This window comes from Klebsiella grimontii (genome assembly GCF_042137965.1).
Lineage (GTDB): Bacteria > Pseudomonadota > Gammaproteobacteria > Enterobacterales > Enterobacteriaceae > Klebsiella > Klebsiella grimontii.
Genome location: NZ_CP169721.1, coordinates 4,676,533 through 4,693,261 on the forward strand (window position 1 = coordinate 4,676,533; position 16,729 = coordinate 4,693,261).

Sequence of the window (16,729 nt, forward strand, 5' to 3'; positions counted from 1 at the left end):
CGCGACGCGTTATCATGTCGCTCGCATGATTTTCACTTTAAAAATTCACCATACAAATCACATTGTTACCGGCTTCATCGACAGAATAGTTCGGGACACGGAACTGATTGTCCAGGCGATACAGGATAGCACTAAACCGTGACATTCTTAACCAGCATTTTACATGCTCATCAGGTAACAAAAGGGAAATTATTATGTTTTTTAACAACATAAACATGTCCGCCCGTCTCCTTCTGCATACCGCCAAAAGAAAGCGGAACGGTAACGCCGGAAAATAGTATTTCCGCCAGCAAAAAGAAATAACGCAGATGAAAGAAAAAGAAATTTAAAAGCGCGCAATGATAAAAACGCGAGCGGCTTAACATTGTTAATTTGGCAGATTTTCTGATGACTACGGATAAATATTTGTTAAACTGTCAGCCAATTAATTTTTCCGATTAATATATTATGCGCAACTTTATTCTATTTCCGCTGATGGCGGTCGTCCTGCTCTCAGGTTGTCAGCAAAATCGCCCGACAACCCTCAGTCCTGCCGTGAGCGGTCAGGCCCAGTTAGAGCAGCTTGCCTCCGTCGCCGCCGGGGCGCGCTATCTGAAGAATAAGTGCAACCGCAGCGATCTGCCCGCCGATGAAGCGATTAACCGTGCGGCAATAAACGTGGGTAAAAAGCGCGGATGGGCGAATATTGACGCGAATCTTTTAAGCCAGCGCAGCGCGCAGCTATATCAACAGCTCCAGCAGGACAGTACCCCGGAAGCGACAAAATGCAGCCAGTTTAATCGCCAGCTGGCGCCCTTTATTGATAGCCTGCGCGACAATAAATAGCGCTTATTTATATTCCGCCAGCGCTATTTTATTCTGCCTGCGGACTCTCCTCAATCGCCCCGCCCGGCCAGTCATCCAGCGCCGCGAGGGTAAACGTTTTACCGTTGAAGCTAAATACGGTGAGGTCCTGCTGAATCTGCTCGATAACCAGGTTCGCCAGCGGCGAGTCGCCCTCCTTCCAGGACTGTCCGTTTAATACAATGCTGCGTTTATCCGCCAGTGAAGCATAGACGTGCGCGCTGTAGCGCAGAGGCGGCAGGTTATCTTCATCTATCGCTATTTCCGGTTCAGCCTGAATTTCGGGCCCGGCGTTAACCGGCGCCACGGCAGCTTTGACCGCCGGTTGATTCAGCGGGACTAACGCCGCATGGGCTACCGACTGCCTCATCGGCTGCGGCTCGGGCTTGTTCCGCCACTGCTCGCCGCCGAACCATCCGAGCGCAATCAGCAGCGCGGCGTACAGCGGTACGGTCACGTAGGGGATCTGCACCATTCTTCCTACCGCCGCCGGGGGCTCGGACTGCGGGTACGGCTCTTGCGGGCGAACAAGCACCGGCTTCTCCTTCATCAAGACACGCCATCCCGGCCCGGGGTTTTGACGCCGCGGGCCGGGAGGTTAAGGTTTTACTTACTGCTTACCGGCAGCCCGGCGCCCTGGGCTTCGCCCTGCGGCAGTTCCAGCACCGCAACGGACCAGGCCGGCAGAGTGACGGTGCCATCAGCGGCAATCTGCACGCCGTTTGCCAGCGAGTTTTCGCCCGCCGTCTGCTGGATCGCGCTCAGCTGCAGCGTTTCACCGGCAAACTCATTCAGCGTGCGGCTTTCCGGCGCGGCGTTAATCGCCACCACCAGACCGTCAAGGCGGCTATCCAGGCTGGCGCCCGCTTTCATCCCGTCATCCACGGTCATCACCAGCAGACCGGCCTGTTGGTCGGAACCGGTATTACGGAAATCAACGCGCTTCATTACCGCGCTGCCATCGCCCAATGTGAACAACGGCGAGGATTTCCGCAGCTCGGTCAGCTCCTGGTAGAACGCGGTCATCTGCTTCAGCTCCGCTTCGCCCGGGGTGGCAACCATCTCTTTGACGCGAGTAATCACCTCATAGTTGCTGCCGTCATCGCTGATGCGCGGCATACCAACGTTGTAGTTATTATCCTGCAGGGAATAATCCACGCGGTTGAACCAGTCGCCGGAGTCGTAGGAGTCGCGGGTAAAGGATTTCGAACGCAGCAGTTCAGAGCCCTGCTGATCGAACGCGATCCCCTGCCCCAGCATCACCGTCGCCAGCGAAACGGCCTGCATGCGAACGCGGGTCGCCAGATCGGCTTCCTGGGACGCTTTGTAGCTGATCATGTCCCACAGCGTCTGGTTGTCGTGTTTCGAAACATAGTTGACGACTTCCGTCGGGTCTGCGGCGTAGCCGCCAGGCGCGCCGTTATAGTCAATTTCGCTGCCTTTCTTCGCCGCGCCGTCTTTGTCGATCATCACAAAGTCAGCGAGGTTACCGGCCATCCCCAGACGGGTCAGATCGGCCAGATGGCGGACCTGGTCATCGCTCAGGCTGGCGAGTTCGTTTGGCAACACGCCCGCGCCGCTGCCGATGCCCTGGTTCTGACGCAGCGCATCGCCGGAATCGAACGGGCCGCCGCCGCGCACGGAATCGCGCAGGCGATCGGAGAACGTGCCGATACCGGTACCTTTCAGGTTGATCTGCGAGGCGATTTCAAAACGATCGCTCTGGTTAGAGTCCCAGCCTTCGCCGAAGAAGTAGATATCCGGGTTCAGGGCCTTAATGCGCTCCCACGCCGACAGAATTTGCGCTTTCGGGTGATAGCCCATCAGGTCGAAGCGGAAACCATCGATTTTATAATCGGTGGTCCATACCGCCAGCGAGTCGGCGATCAGCTTGGCGAACATCCGATGCTCCGGCGCGGAGTCGGAACAGCAGGTGGCGGATTCGACGCTGCCGGTGGTTTCATTCAGACGCTGATAGTACCAGGGTACGATCTTATCCAGTACCGACGTGCGATCGGTCGGACCCGCGGCGTTGGTGTGGTTGTAGACCACGTCCATAATGACGTTCATCCCCAGATCCTGCTTGATCGCCTGAATCATGGTGCGGAACTCTTTGATGCGCGTCGTGCCTTCCGGATCGGTCGCGTAGGATCCTTCCGGAACCGTGTAGTGGAACGGATCGTAGCCCCAGTTGTAGGAGTCGGTCTGCGCCACCAGCGTATTCAGCGCCTGCACCTGCGGATTATCCTGGCTATCGCTCTGCTTAAGCTGATTCAGTACCTCTTCCACCGTGGAGCCGCTGTCGCAGTATCCGGCGAACTCGCTGCTTTTCACCGCGCTGTTCACTTCACACAGGCGACTGAACGGTTGCTGAATATCGGCGACCTTGTCGCTGAACTCGTTCACCGTCGCCAGATCGAAGACCGGCAGCAGCTCAACGTGCGTCACACCTGAAGCGGAGAGCGTCTTCAGATGCTGCACCATATTGCTGTCGCCGGCGGTCAGCGCAAGGTATTTACCGCGCAGTTCGGCCGGAACGGTCTGGTCCCAGGCGGAGAGATCGCGAATATGCGATTCATGGATCGTCATCTTCGCTAAATCCGCTTTCGTCTTCTGGGCGTGCGGCATCGTCAGGTTGTCCCAGCCGTCAGGCTTCAGGGCGCTGTCGTTGAGATCGACCACCTGGCTGTACTCCGAGTTGGTCGACAGGCTATGCGCATACGGGTCGGTGACTTCGTACTGTTCAACCTTACGCGACTGCGGGTGATAAACCGTCATCGCATAGCGGTAGAACGCGCCTTTCAGATCGCTGCCGCCCTGCCATGACCACGCGCCGGAAGCGCTGTCGCGGGTCATAGGATGGCTGCCAATGACTTTCTTATCGGCGCTGTAGACCACCACATCCACCTGCTGGGCAGTCGGCGCCCAAACGCGGAAGGTGACGCCGCCGTCGGCCAGCTGCGCGCCGTAGCTCAGGGCTTCCGCCGCTTCGGCATAGGCGTCATCCAGGACGCCCGCCGTCTGCACCTGGGTGGCGGAAATCAGGATCCCGTCCTCTGCGGCGGCAATGGCGACCGTTTCGCCCTGCAGCAGCTCGTCAACGTTGGCGTTGTCCGGCAGCTTAAAGGCCGCATAGCTGGAAAGGTGCGGGAAGCGCATGCTGACCTGCTGGCTGACGGTAGTCGGCGTCAGCTTCAGGTAGCGGTCGGTAAATTTGCCTTCGCCGTCGGCCGCCACTTTACTGCTGTGGCTGTAGTAGAGGCGCACGATGGGCTTATCCTGCCCGCCCGGCCACAGCAGCGTATTTTTGTCGACCCAGTGGGCTTCGGCCAGCGCGACGCCAAAAGCGGCGCGGAAGGCGTCGGCGCGGGAGTCATAGACCGCGCTGTTACCGGCGATCACCGATACCGTACGATCGGTGAAGTCGCCAAACGACACCCGCAGGTCGCTATCGATCAGCTTATCGGTGCCGTCACGAACGATGACGTTGATACAACCGCTCTCTTTGTTGAGCGGGATCACCCAGTACGGGCCATATTTATCGCTGCCGCTCGGCGTGGTGCTGACGTCATTCCAGTCGGCCACCGGCGCGCTCAGCGCGTCGCAGGTTTCATTGTTCCAGAGATAGAGGTTTTTGCTGCTGTAGTCCGCCGCGCTACTGCTGGTGATCCCGGCAATATCCACCAGGTGGATGACCGCCTGGTTTTCTACCGCCGTGACCGCTTCGCCGGGCACCGCAACGTCAGGTAAACGTACAACCACATCCTGATTATCAGGAGTGTCGGGATTTCCAGAGGAAGAAGAAGAGGATCCGTTATCGCAGCCGCTAAGTAAAACCAGCGATCCCAGAACCAGGGCATTACGGGTATATCTGAGCATTCGATAGTCCCTATACATGCTGATTAAATTATATGAAGTGTTATATACGCGAAACTATTCCTGGCGCACTTAAGCCCCATGAAGAAATGACGAGCATATCTTTAAAGCGTCGATAATTAGATATTCTTGCTCTCTTAGGTTCAATCATCCATTCACTCCTCCTCCGGGGGCGTAGGCGGCCGGAGGAGAAAAAATAAAAAGGGAATGACGACCGCAATAGCCAAACTCTTTATGATTCGCAGCGACCTACGCAGATTCCCGCAATAAGCACGCTCAAAAATAAAAAATGCCCCACCCATATCGGTAGGGCGGTACCTTTTGCTGAGGGAAATAGAATGAGCAAAGGAATAAAAATGCATAATTCCGTGATGAGATTAACAATACCAAATAAAAAAATAATTAATTACGCGCCTCATATTGTGACCTCCATCATATTATTTTTTATCTGCCAGCAGCTCGCGCAATTAACCTGGAAAATAATTCTCCCGGTAAACTTTACGGATAACGCATTGAGCTCTGCCGATATGACGTCGCCCGCAGCCACCTCCGCGGAAACGGCGCTGCCGCGCTTTACGCTGTTTGGCCTTGCGGAGAAAACCTCCGCCTCCGCGCCCGGCGGCAACCTCGACCAGGCGCCCGTTTCGGCGCTCAGACTGCGCGTTACCGGCCTGCTCGCCAGCACCGACCCGTCCCGCGCCATCGCTATCATGATGAAAGGGAATCAACAGGTTAGCCTCGGTATTGGCGATAATACGCCGGGCGGAGAGGCGAAAATCATCGCCATTTCCCCCGACCGCCTGATTGTTAATTACCGCGGCAGAAATGAGGCTATCCCGCTGTTTAACGACCCGCCCGCCGTCGGCAAAAATAGCGCCGCGCCGCCAGCCCGCCAATTGGCGCAGGAGCTCCGCGCGCAGCCGCAAAATATTCTTCATTACCTCAATATTTCGCCGGTCATGGTTAACGACAAACTCAGCGGATATCGCCTGAACCCGGGCAAAGACCCGGCGCTATTTCGCCAGTCGGGTCTCCGGGAAAACGATCTGGCGATAGCCCTCAACGGTCTGGATTTACGCGATAAAGAGCAGGCCCGCCAGGTATTAGCCCAGCTGCCGGAATTAACTGAAATAACCCTTACCGTTGAACGCGACGGCCAGAAAAACGATATTTATCTAGCCCTGAGGGATGAATAATTGATCATCGCCAACGTTATCCGCTCATTTTCCTTGACGCTGCTGATATTCGCCGCGCTGTTATTCAGACCGGCCGCGGCGGAAGAGTTTTCCGCCAGCTTCAAGGGCACCGATATTCAGGAATTTATCAATACGGTGAGTAAAAACCTGAATAAAACGGTCATTATCGATCCCAGCGTGCGCGGCACCATTACCGTGCGCAGCTACGATATGCTCAACGAAGAGCAATATTATCAGTTCTTCCTCAGCGTCCTTGATGTCTACGGTTTCGCCGTAATTAATATGAATAACGGCGTCCTGAAAGTGGTGCGTTCGAAAGACGCGAAAACCGCCGCGGTGCCGGTGGCGAGCGATGCCGCGCCGGGTATTGGCGATGAGGTCGTCACCCGCGTCGTGCCCCTGACCAACGTCGCCGCCCGCGATCTGGCGCCGCTGCTGCGCCAGCTTAACGATAACGCTGGCGCGGGCAGCGTGGTGCACTATGAACCCTCCAACGTCCTGCTGATGACCGGCCGCGCGGCGGTCATCAAGCGCCTGCTAACCATTGTCGAACGCGTCGATAACGCCGGAGACCGCAGCGTAGTGACCGTTCCGCTGTCCTGGGCCTCCGCCGCCGATGTGGTCAAGCTGGTGACCGAACTCAACAAGGACACCAGCAAATCGGCGCTGCCCGGCTCGATGGTCGCCAACGTGGTGGCCGATGAACGCACCAACGCGGTGCTGGTCAGCGGCGAGCCGAACTCCCGCCAGCGGATCATCGCCATGATTAAGCAGCTCGACCGCCAGCAGGCGACCCAGGGCAATACCAAAGTCATCTACCTGAAATACGCTAAAGCCTCCGACCTGGTCGAAGTGCTGACCGGTATCAGCAGCACGATGCAGAGCGAAAAGCAGGCCGCGAAGCCGGTGGCGGCGCTGGATAAAAATATCATTATCAAAGCGCACGGCCAGACCAACGCCCTGATTGTCACCGCCGCACCGGACGTAATGAACGACCTTGAGCGGGTAATCGCCCAACTTGATATCCGCCGCCCGCAGGTGCTGGTCGAGGCGATTATCGCCGAAGTGCAGGACGCTGACGGCCTGAACCTCGGCATCCAGTGGGCCAATAAAAACGCCGGGATGACCCAGTTCACCAATAGCGGCCTGCCGATATCCACCGCTATCGCCGGGGCCAACCAGTACAACAAAGACGGCACCGTCAGCAGCTCGCTGGCCAGCGCCTTAAGCTCCTTCAATGGTATTGCCGCCGGCTTCTACCAGGGCAACTGGGCGATGCTGTTAACCGCCCTCTCCAGCAGCACCAAGAACGATATTCTCGCCACGCCGAGCATCGTTACCCTCGACAACATGGAAGCCACCTTTAACGTCGGCCAGGAGGTCCCGGTACTCACCGGCTCGCAAACCACCTCCGGCGATAACATCTTCAATACCGTCGAGCGCAAAACCGTCGGCATCAAGCTAAAGGTGAAGCCGCAAATCAACGAAGGCGATTCGGTCCTGCTGGAGATCGAACAGGAGGTCTCCAGCGTGGCGGACGCCGCCTCCAGCACCAGTTCGGATCTCGGCGCGACCTTCAATACCCGTACGGTCAATAACGCGGTGCTGGTCGGCAGCGGCGAAACGGTGGTCGTCGGCGGCCTGCTGGATAAAAGCGTCTCCGACACCGCCGACAAAGTGCCGCTGCTCGGCGATATTCCGGTCATTGGCGCGTTGTTCCGTTCCACCAGCAAAAAGGTCTCCAAGCGCAACCTGATGCTGTTTATCCGCCCGACGGTGATCCGCGACCGCGACGAGTACCGCCAGGCCTCATCCGGGCAGTACACCGCTTTTAACGACGCCCAGAGCAAACAGCGCGGCAAAGAGAACAACGACGCGATGCTGAATCAGGATCTGCTGGAGATCTACCCGCGCCAGGATACCGCCGCGTTCCGTCAGGTCAGCGCCGCTATCGACGCGTTCAATCTGGGAGGCAATCTATGACCCCCGCCGCTGAACGACGCCCGCTGCTCCCCTTCGGCTACGCCCGCGCGCACAGCGTGATGCTCCTGAGCAGCGGCGAAAGCTGCGAGGTTTTCTGCCTCGCCGCTACCGCGCCGCAGGCGCTGCTGGAAGCCCGCCGGGTCGCCGCGATGCCGTTCCGCCTCGAGCGGCTGGAAGAAGAGGCGTTCGAAAAGCTGCTGGTGCTGAGCTATCAGCGCGACTCCGCCGAGGCCCGGCGCATGATGGCCGATATCGGCAACGAGCTGGATCTGTATACCCTTGCCGAAGAGCTGCCGGACACCGACGACTTGCTGGACAGCGAAGACGACGCGCCGATTATCCGCCTGATTAACGCCATGCTCACCGAGGCCATCAAAGAGAAAGCCTCGGATATTCATATCGAAACCTATGAGCGCCACCTGCAAATTCGCTTTCGCGTCGACGGCGTCCTGCGCGAAATCCTGCGCCCCCAGCGCCGACTCGCCGCACTGCTGATTTCGCGCATTAAGGTGATGGCGAGCCTGGATATCGCCGAAAAGCGCATTCCGCAGGACGGGCGCATGGCGCTGCGCATTGGCGGACGCGCCGTCGACGTGCGCGTCTCTACCCTGCCGTCGAGCTACGGCGAGCGCGTGGTGCTGCGTCTGCTCGACAAAAATAGCGTCAATCTCGACCTGCTGACCCTCGGGATGACTCCCGCCCTGCTGCGGCAGGTGGATGGGCTGATCGCCCGCCCGCACGGCATCGTGCTGGTGACCGGGCCGACCGGTTCGGGAAAAAGCACCACCCTCTACGCCGCGCTGAGCCGCCTCGACGCGCGCGAGCGCAACATCATGACCATTGAAGACCCCATCGAATATGAGCTGGAGGGCATCGGTCAGACCCAGGTTAACGCGAAAGTCGACATGACCTTTGCCCGCGGGCTGCGCGCCATTTTGCGCCAGGACCCTGACGTGGTGCTGGTGGGCGAAATCCGCGACGGCGAGACGGCGCAAATCGCCGTTCAGGCCTCGCTAACCGGCCATCTGGTGCTTTCGACGCTGCACACCAACAGCGCGCTGGGGGCCATCTCGCGCCTGCAGGATATGGGCGTGGAGCCTTTTCTGCTCTCCACCTCGCTGCTGGCGGTGATGTCGCAGCGGCTGGTGCGCCGGCTCTGCCCACATTGTCGCCAGCAGGAACCGGCAAACGCCGACGCCGCCCACCAGATGGAGATCGCCCCCGGCACGGCACTCTGGCAGCCCCGGGGCTGCGCCGAGTGCGGTTTTACCGGCTATCGCGGACGCACCGGCATCCATGAACTGCTGCTGGTGGACGATCGCGTACGCATGGCTATCCACCGCGGCGAAAATGAGGTGACGCTGATCCAACAGCTGGGGACGGATTATATGACCCTGCGCCGCGCCGGGCGGGAAAAGGCGCTGGCTGGGATCACCAGTTGGCAAGAGGTGCTAAGGGTCACCGAGCAGCCGATCGCGGAGGCTTCCTGAAATGGCGCTGTTTCGTTACCAGGCCCTCGACGAACAGGGCAAACCCCGGCGCGGCGTCCAGCAGGCGGACTCCGCCCGCCACGCGCGCCAGCTGCTGCGGGAAAAGGGCTGGCTGGCGCTGGACATCGACCCGGCAGCCAGCGGCGGCAGACCATCGCGCTTTATGCGCCGCACCAGCGCCCGCGATCTCGCCCTCGTCACCCGCCAGCTGGCGACGCTGGTCGCCGCCGCGATCCCGCTGGAAAAAGCGCTCGACGCGGTGGCCCAGCAGAGTGAAAAACCGCAGCTGAAAACGCTGATCGCCGGCGTGCGCGGCAAAGTGCTGGAAGGCCATTCGCTGGCGGAAGCGATACGCGGCTACCCGGGCTGCTTTGACGCGCTCTACTGCGCGATGGTCGCCGCCGGAGAAGCTTCAGGCCACCTCGACGGCGTGCTGAACCGGCTGGCGGACTACACCGAGCAGCGCCAGCAGCTGCGCGCCCGCCTGCTGCAGGCGATGATTTACCCCATCGTGCTGACCCTGGTGGCGGTCAGCGTGATCGTCATTCTGCTGTCGACGGTGGTGCCGAAGGTCGTCGAGCAGTTTATCCACCTTAAGCAGGCGCTGCCGTTTTCCACCCGCCTGCTGATGGCGATGAGCGATATGCTGCGCGCCGCCGGGCCGTGGCTGCTGCTGGCGATTTTGCTCCTCATTCTCCTGCTGCGCTACCTGCTGCGGCAGCCGGCAAAGCGGCTGGCCTGGCACAGGCTGCTGCTGCGCCTGCCGTTAATTGGCCGGGTCGCGCGCAGCGTTAACAGCGCCCGCTACGCCCGCACCCTGAGCATCCTCAACGCCAGCGCCGTTCCGCTGCTGCTGGCGATGCGCATCAGCGCGGATGTGTTGAGCAACGCCTGGGCGAAGCGCCAGCTGGAAGCCGCCAGCGACGCGGTGCGCGAAGGCGTGAGCCTGCATCGCGCGCTCGAAATGACCCAGCTTTTCCCGCCGATGATGCGCTACATGGTCGCCAGCGGCGAACGGAGCGGCGAGCTCAACAGCATGCTGGAGCGCGCGGCGGACAACCAGGACCGGGATCTGAGCGCACAAATTCAGCTGGCCCTCAGCCTGTTTGAACCCCTGCTGGTGGTGGCGATGGCCGGCATGGTGCTGTTTATCGTCCTCGCCATCCTGCAGCCGATACTGCAGCTCAATACCTTGATGAGTATGTGATTGTTCTAATGGAGAAAAATATGCAACGACAGCGCGGATTCACCTTACTGGAAATCATGGTGGTGATTGTTATCCTCGGCGTGCTCGCCAGCCTCGTGGTGCCCAACCTGATGGGCAACAAGGAAAAGGCCGACCGGCAAAAAGTGGTCAGCGATCTTGTGGCGCTCGAGGGCGCGCTGGACATGTACAAACTGGACAACAGCCGCTATCCCACCACCGAGCAGGGGCTGCAGGCGCTGGTCAGCGCGCCATCCGCCGAGCCGCACGCGCGCAACTATCCCGAAGGCGGCTATATCCGCCGTCTGCCGCAGGACCCCTGGGGCAGCGATTACCAGCTGCTGAGCCCCGGCCAGCATGGTCAGGTGGATATTTTCAGCCTCGGGCCGGACGGCGTGCCGGAGAGCAATGACGATATCGGCAACTGGACGATCGGGAAGAAATAGTGCGACAGCGCGGCTTTACGTTGCTGGAGATGATGCTCATTTTGCTGCTGATGGGGGTCAGCGCGGGCATGGTGCTGCTGGCTTTCCCCGCCTCGCGCGACGATAGCGCGGCGCAGACGCTGGCGCGCTTTGAAGCGCAGCTGCGCTTTGTCCAGCAGCGCGGGCTGCAAACCGGCCAGTTCTTTGGCGTCTCGGTGCACCCAGACCGCTGGCAGTTTCTGGTTCTGGAGGCCCGCGATGGCGCCGATCCGGCCCCCGCCGACGACGGCTGGAGCGGCTATCGCTGGCTGCCGCTGCGCGCCGGACGCGTCGCCACTTCGGGCAGCATCGCCGGAGGCAAGCTGAACCTCGCTTTGGCGCAGGGCGAAGCCTGGACGCCGGGCGACAATCCCGATGTGCTGATCTTTCCCGGCGGCGAGATGACGCCGTTCCGGCTGACCCTCGGCGAGGCGCCGGGTATCGCGTTTAACGCCCGCGGCGAAAGCCTGCCCGAACCGCAGGAGGCGCAATGAAAAAGCAGTCCGGTATGACGCTGATTGAAGTCATGGTCGCCCTGGTGGTCTTCGCTCTCGCCGGGCTGGCGGTGATGCAGGCGACGCTCCAGCAAACCCGCCAGCTGGGACGCATGGAGGAGAAAACCCTCGCTAGCTGGCTGGCGGACAATCAACTGGTACAGCTCCGGCTGGAAAACCGCTGGCCCGCGCTGAGCTGGTCGGAAACCACGCTGCAGGCGGCAGGCGTCAGCTGGCACATTCGCTGGCAGGGGGTGGAGACCGATCTGCCTCAGCTGCGGGCGCTGGACGTCGAGGTTCGCCACGCCAAAAGCGATAAGACGCCCGTCTCTTCGCTGCGCACCTACGTGACATCGCCATGATCCGGCGCTCAAGCGGCTTTACCCTCGTCGAAATGCTGCTGGCGCTGGCCATTCTCGCCGCGCTCAGCGTCGCCGCGGTCACGGTGCTGCAAAACGTGATGCGCGCCGATACGCTCACCCGCGATAAGAGCGGGCGCATGCAGGCGTTACAGCAAACGTTCAGCCAGATGGCGGCGGACTTTAGCCAAATCATTCCCCGCCGCAGCCGCGACAGCGCAAGCCTGTTTTTTGCCGGGCGCTTTCAGCTCGGCAGCGATGACGGGGCCATCGCCTTTAGCCGCAACGGCTGGCCCAATCCTTTGGGGCTCCTGCCGCGTTCGGAAATTCAGAACGTCAGCTACCGCCTGCGCGGCAGCCAGCTGGAACGTCTGAACTACGACCAGCAGGACCCGCTGCCCGGTAGCCAGCCAACGGTGACTATTGTGCTGCGCGACGTGCGGGCGTTTGGCCTGCGTTTTTACGCCAGCGGCCGCTGGCAGGACGAATGGCAGCAGGCGCAGACGCTGCCGCAGGGGCTGGAAGTCACCCTGACGCTGGAGCCGTACGGCGAGATCCGCCGGCTGTTTCTGCTTACGCCGGGAGACAGCCGATGAACCACCGCCAGCGCGGCGTCGCCCTGCTCATGGTGCTGCTGATCCTCGCCCTGATGATGGTGCTGGCGAGCGCCATGACCGAGCGCAGCGCCCGGATGTACCAGCAGACCGCCACCACCCTCGATCACCTGCAGGCCAAATGGTACGCGCTGGGGGCGGAAACCCTGGCGGCGGCGCTGCTGCAACGCGACGCGCTCGACTCTCCGAACCAGACCCACCTGGCGCAGAACTGGGCCCAGCAGGGGCGCCGCTTCACGGTCAATGACGGCGAGATCTACGCCACAATTACCGACGCTCAGGCCTGCTTCAACCTCAACGCCATTAACCAGCGCGGCGACGACGAAAGCGCCGCAGTACCTTACCCCGCACAGATCTTTACCCGCCTGCTGGAAAACCTCGGCAGCGAGCCGCTGCGCGCCTTACAGCTCACTGCCGCCCTGCGCGACTGGGTCGATGACGATCGCCAGCCGCTGCTGAACGGCGCGGAAGACGAGGTCTATATGGCGCAATCCCCCGGCTATCTGACCGGCAATCAGCCGCTGCAGGACGTCAGCGAGCTGCGTCTGCTGGCCGGGATGGACGCCGCGCTCTATCAGCGCCTGCTGCCCTACGTCTGCGCCCTGGCGGACGAGACGCTGCAGGTGAACGTCAATACCCTGCAGCCCGATCGGGCCGCGCTGCTGGCGGCGCTGTTCCCCGCTGAACTCACCCTCGTCGAAGCCCGGCAGCTGCTGCAGGCCCGCGCGGCCACCGGCTGGAGCAGCGTCGCCGCCTTCCTGTCGCAGCCGGCATTACAAAAAACCGATACCGCCGCCGCGCGCCCGTGGCTGGCGGTTCACAGCGAGCGTTTTATCGCCACCTTCAGCGTAGTGATGGGCAACGCCCGCTATCAGCAACGCAGCCTCCTGCAAAAGCAGGGGCGTACCTTCGGCGTCGTCCAGCGGCGCTACGGAATCTACTGGATAGCCGATGAATAACCACCATACCTCTTCCGCCGCCGTGCTGATTATTCGCCTCAATCCCGATGCCGCGACGGCGATATGGCGGCTGGCCGCGCCGGGCGACACGGCGCAGACTGGCGAGTGGCATCCTGACGCTGGCGATCCGACGCTCAGCCTACTGGCGCAGCGCCATCCGGCCTGGGTACTGGTGCCCGCCAGCGATTGCGCATTTCATCGCGTCGCTCTGCCCGCCGGGGCGCGCAGAAGACCGCAGCAGGCGCTGGGGTTTTTACTCGAAGAACAGCTGGCGACGGAGGTTGAGGAGAGCCACTTTGCCTTGCTCCACCAGCACAAAACCGACTGCGCCGTGGCGGTGGTCGGGCGGGAAAAGATGCGCGCCTGGCAGGCCTGGTGCGAGAGCCTCGGGCTGAGCGTACTGGCCCTGACGCCGGATGTCCTGGCGCTGCCGCACAGTCCCACCGGCTGGAGCGCCGTACGCTGCGGCGAGCAGTGGCTGTTTCGCTGTGATACGTGGGGCGGAATGGCGGTGGAAACCGTATGGCTCGACCAGCTGCTGACCCACTGGCAAGACCTCGCGCCCATCGCCTGCTACTCGCCGCCGCCGGATATCGCCGCGCCGTGGCAGCCTCTCCCGGCGCAGGATCTGCTGCAGCTGGCGGCGGCCAATCCCGATGCGCGCAGAATCTGCTTACGCCAGGGCGATTTTGCCGCAAAACGCCGCCGGCAGCCGACGCCACGACGCTGGCGCCCGGTAATCGTCGCGGCGCTGGCGCTACTGCTGCTGTGGAGCAGTAATTGCCTCCACGATCATCTCATGCTGGGACAGCAGGCCGACGCCGCCGTGCAGGCCAGCCGTGATTTTTACCGCCAGTGGTTCAAAACGGAAAAGAACGTCGTCAACCCGCGCCTGCAAATGCAGCAGCATCTGCGGCAGATGAAAAACGCGGGCGCCCGGCCGGCGCTTATCTCGCGGCTCGGCGCGCTGCAGCAAATCATCGACGACACGCCGGGCATCCGCCTGCGGACGTTGAGCTTTGACGCCGCGCGCAACGCGCTGCAGCTGGAGATATCCGCCGTTTCCTCGCAGGCCCTGGAGCAGTTCAGCCAGCGGGCGCGGGCGAGGTTTCGCGTGCAGACCGGCGAGATGAAGCCGCGCGCCGACGGTATTGAAGGGCGCCTGACGCTGGAGGGGAACGATGCATAACCTGCTCGCCTTATGGCAACAGCGTACGCGCCGCGAACGGCGTCTGCTGCTGGGGATGGCCGTGGTACTGCTCATCGGCCTGGTCTATTACACGTTATGGCAGCCGTGGCAAAACCGCGAGGCGCAGTGGCGGCAAACGCTGGCCAGGGAGCAGGCCAGCCTGCAGTGGATGCGCCAGCAGACGCCCCTTCTCCGTCAGCTTCGCAATCAGAAGCCGCCCACCGCGCCGGAAGAACCCTCGACGGTGATTATGCGCGAAACCGCCCGTCACGGTCTCACCATCGTTCGCCTGCAGCCGCAGGGCTCCCGCCTGAGCCTTACCGTGCAGCCCGCCGATTTCCAGGCGCTGATGGCATGGCTGGACGCGCTGGGGCAGGCGGGGATGACCACCGCCACCCTGGCGGTGACCGCCGTAGCGCAGCAGCCCGGCTGGGTGACCGTCAATACGCTGGTGCTGGAGCGCAGCGATGAAAAATAGACTCACTATCGGCCTGCTGCTGGCGGCGATCTATCTCTTCTGGCTGCTGCTCAGCGCGCCGGCGCGTCTGCTGGCCCTGGCGCTGCCGGACGGCGCGCGGCTCGCGCAAACGTCGGGCACCCTGTGGAAGGGAGAAGCCCTTCAGGCCAGCTGGCGCGGCGTTGAATTAGCCTATTTACGCTGGGAGTTTGGCTTCTCGACCTGGCTTCCCGGCTGGCATATCCGTTTTAACGATCCCTCCGGCCTGCGCGGCCAGGCCTGGCTGCACGGCCTGAACGAGTTTGTGGTGCGCGAGGGACGGCTCGTGATTCCGGCCCGTTTAATCAGCCAGCGGCTGGCGCTGGGTATGCCGCTGGAAGCCCGCGGCCAGCTGGCGCTGACGCTGCCGGAGGCCAGCTTTAACGCCAACGGCTGCCGGCGGATAGCCGCGAGCGCCGTGCAGTGGCAAGATGCGGCGCTCAGCTCCCCCGCCGGGTTGCTCGAACTGGCCCAGGTCAACGGCAAATTAAGCTGTACCCCGGCGGGTGCGCTGGCTGTCGCCCTGACCCAGGACTCCCATCAGCTTAGCCTCGCTGGACAGGGCGTTCTGGCGCCCGACGGGCGCTATACGTTTAACGGTACGCTGCAACCTCGTCAGGCGGCCCCGGCGCTGCTGACGCTGCTGGTCGCGCAAAACGGCCGTAAAGATGAGCAGGGACGCATACCGTGGCGGTGGCAAGGAGAGTGGCTATCCGAGGAGAAAAAATAATGGTCGAAAACATCGCGTTATTACCCGAGTTCGCCGCGCAATACCCGTTTCTCTGGGGCAGCTTTTTATTCCTGTCCGGACTGGCGTTCGGCAGCTTTTTTAACGTCGTTATCCACCGTCTGCCGCTGATGATGGAGCAGGCAGAGGGAATCAATCTCTGTTTTCCCGCGTCGTTCTGTCCGCAGTGCCGTGAGCCCATCGCCTGGCGGGACAATATTCCGCTGCTGGGCTTCCTGTTTCTTAAGGGGCGTTCGCGCTGCTGCGGGCAGCCGATCTCGCCTCGCTATCCCCTGATGGAGCTGGCGACCGGCGCGCTGTTTGTGCTGGCGGGATACCTGATGGCGCCGGGCGTGCCGCTGCTGGGCGGGTTGATTTTATTGTCGCTGCTGCTGATCCTCGCCGCCATCGACGCGCAAACGCAGCTGCTGCCGGACGGGCTGACGCTACCGCTGATGTGGGCCGGGCTGTTGTTCAATCTTAGCGCGACTTACGTGCCGCTGGCGGAGGCGGTCGTGGGCGCGATGGCCGGGTATTTATCGCTGTGGTCGGTGTACTGGGTATTCCGCCTGCTGACTGGTAAAGAGGCGCTGGGCTACGGCGATTTTAAGCTGCTGGCGGCGCTCGGCGCGTGGCTCGGCTGGCAGCCGCTGCCGCAGACGCTGCTGCTGGCTTCCGCCAGCGGCCTGGTCTGGACGCTGCTGCAGCGCCTGATAATCCGGCAGTCGCTCCAGCAGCCTTTGGCCTTCGGGCCCTGGCTGGCGCTGGCGGGCGGCGGCATCTTTTTGTGGAGCCAAATTTACCCCCCCATCTTCCCGGTGGCGCTGCGCTGACC

At 61.6% G+C, this 16,729-nt stretch carries 16 protein-coding genes; 14 read left to right on the top strand and 2 right to left on the bottom strand.

Annotation, left to right across the window (positions count from 1 at the left end):
* Positions 1-447: 447 nt before the first annotated feature.
* Positions 448-825: a GspS family T2SS pilot lipoprotein variant PulS gene (gene pulS / locus ACE3MN_RS21950; protein ID WP_220982917.1), complete on the top strand. Its 378-nt coding sequence runs from the start codon at positions 448-450 to the stop codon at positions 823-825.
* A 28-nt stretch (positions 826-853) separates the two neighbouring features.
* On the opposite strand, the gene gspB is transcribed toward pulS, so the two are convergent.
* Positions 854-1,393, bottom strand: a complete 540-nt coding sequence (gene gspB, locus ACE3MN_RS21955; RefSeq protein ID WP_375364168.1) for a type II secretion system assembly factor GspB — start codon at positions 1,391-1,393, stop codon at positions 854-856.
* A gap of 56 nt (positions 1,394-1,449) precedes the next feature.
* Positions 1,450-4,722, bottom strand: a complete 3,273-nt coding sequence (gene pulA, locus ACE3MN_RS21960) for a pullulanase-type alpha-1,6-glucosidase (RefSeq protein ID WP_154975742.1) — start codon at positions 4,720-4,722, stop codon at positions 1,450-1,452.
* Between the two features lie 353 nt (positions 4,723-5,075).
* Between pulA and gspC the strand changes: the two genes are divergently transcribed.
* From gspC to ACE3MN_RS22025, 13 genes are read left to right on the top strand one after another with little or no spacing between them, the layout of a single operon-like run.
* Complete coding sequence (gspC, locus tag ACE3MN_RS21965) at positions 5,076-5,915, top strand: type II secretion system protein GspC (protein ID WP_064362594.1); 840 nt, start codon at positions 5,076-5,078, stop codon at positions 5,913-5,915.
* Positions 5,916-7,898: a GspD family T2SS secretin variant PulD gene (gene pulD / locus ACE3MN_RS21970; RefSeq protein ID WP_024360346.1), complete on the top strand. Its 1,983-nt coding sequence runs from the start codon at positions 5,916-5,918 to the stop codon at positions 7,896-7,898. It begins immediately after the preceding gene.
* Positions 7,895-9,388 carry a type II secretion system ATPase GspE gene (gspE, locus tag ACE3MN_RS21975; protein WP_064411316.1) on the top strand — a complete coding sequence of 498 codons (1,494 nt, stop codon included), beginning with the start codon at positions 7,895-7,897 and terminating at the stop codon, positions 9,386-9,388. Before pulD ends, gspE begins: the two co-directional genes overlap by 4 nt.
* A 1-nt stretch (position 9,389) precedes the next feature.
* A complete protein-coding gene (gene gspF / locus ACE3MN_RS21980; protein WP_102650226.1) occupies positions 9,390-10,595 on the top strand; it encodes a type II secretion system inner membrane protein GspF in 1,206 nt (401 codons plus the stop codon).
* A 20-nt stretch (positions 10,596-10,615) separates the two neighbouring features.
* A complete protein-coding gene (gene gspG, locus ACE3MN_RS21985; RefSeq protein ID WP_004098709.1) occupies positions 10,616-11,038 on the top strand; it encodes a type II secretion system major pseudopilin GspG in 423 nt (140 codons plus the stop codon).
* Positions 11,038-11,550, top strand: coding sequence for a type II secretion system minor pseudopilin GspH (gspH, locus tag ACE3MN_RS21990; RefSeq protein WP_098140347.1), 513 nt, complete (start codon positions 11,038-11,040; stop codon positions 11,548-11,550). The genes gspG and gspH overlap by 1 nt, the downstream gene beginning before the upstream one ends.
* Positions 11,547-11,912 (top strand): type II secretion system minor pseudopilin GspI, encoded by a 366-nt coding sequence (gene gspI / locus ACE3MN_RS21995; RefSeq protein ID WP_024360343.1) that lies wholly within the window; start codon positions 11,547-11,549, stop codon positions 11,910-11,912. Before gspH ends, gspI begins: the two co-directional genes overlap by 4 nt.
* Positions 11,909-12,505: a type II secretion system minor pseudopilin GspJ gene (gene gspJ / locus ACE3MN_RS22000; RefSeq protein WP_024360342.1), complete on the top strand. Its 597-nt coding sequence runs from the start codon at positions 11,909-11,911 to the stop codon at positions 12,503-12,505. Before gspI ends, gspJ begins: the two co-directional genes overlap by 4 nt.
* Positions 12,502-13,482, top strand: coding sequence for a type II secretion system minor pseudopilin GspK (gene gspK, locus ACE3MN_RS22005; protein ID WP_102650225.1), 981 nt, complete (start codon positions 12,502-12,504; stop codon positions 13,480-13,482). The genes gspJ and gspK overlap by 4 nt, the downstream gene beginning before the upstream one ends.
* On the top strand, positions 13,475-14,671 hold the full coding sequence (gspL, locus tag ACE3MN_RS22010) for a type II secretion system protein GspL (protein ID WP_064342184.1): 1,197 nt from the start codon (positions 13,475-13,477) through the stop codon (positions 14,669-14,671). The genes gspK and gspL overlap by 8 nt, the downstream gene beginning before the upstream one ends.
* On the top strand, positions 14,664-15,149 hold the full coding sequence (locus ACE3MN_RS22015; protein ID WP_102650223.1) for a type II secretion system protein M: 486 nt from the start codon (positions 14,664-14,666) through the stop codon (positions 15,147-15,149). The genes gspL and ACE3MN_RS22015 overlap by 8 nt, the downstream gene beginning before the upstream one ends.
* Positions 15,139-15,897, top strand: coding sequence for a type II secretion system protein N (locus tag ACE3MN_RS22020; protein WP_024360338.1), 759 nt, complete (start codon positions 15,139-15,141; stop codon positions 15,895-15,897). The genes ACE3MN_RS22015 and ACE3MN_RS22020 overlap by 11 nt, the downstream gene beginning before the upstream one ends.
* On the top strand, positions 15,897-16,727 hold the full coding sequence (locus tag ACE3MN_RS22025; RefSeq protein ID WP_082237589.1) for an A24 family peptidase: 831 nt from the start codon (positions 15,897-15,899) through the stop codon (positions 16,725-16,727). Before ACE3MN_RS22020 ends, ACE3MN_RS22025 begins: the two co-directional genes overlap by 1 nt.
* Positions 16,728-16,729 lie beyond the last annotated feature (2 nt).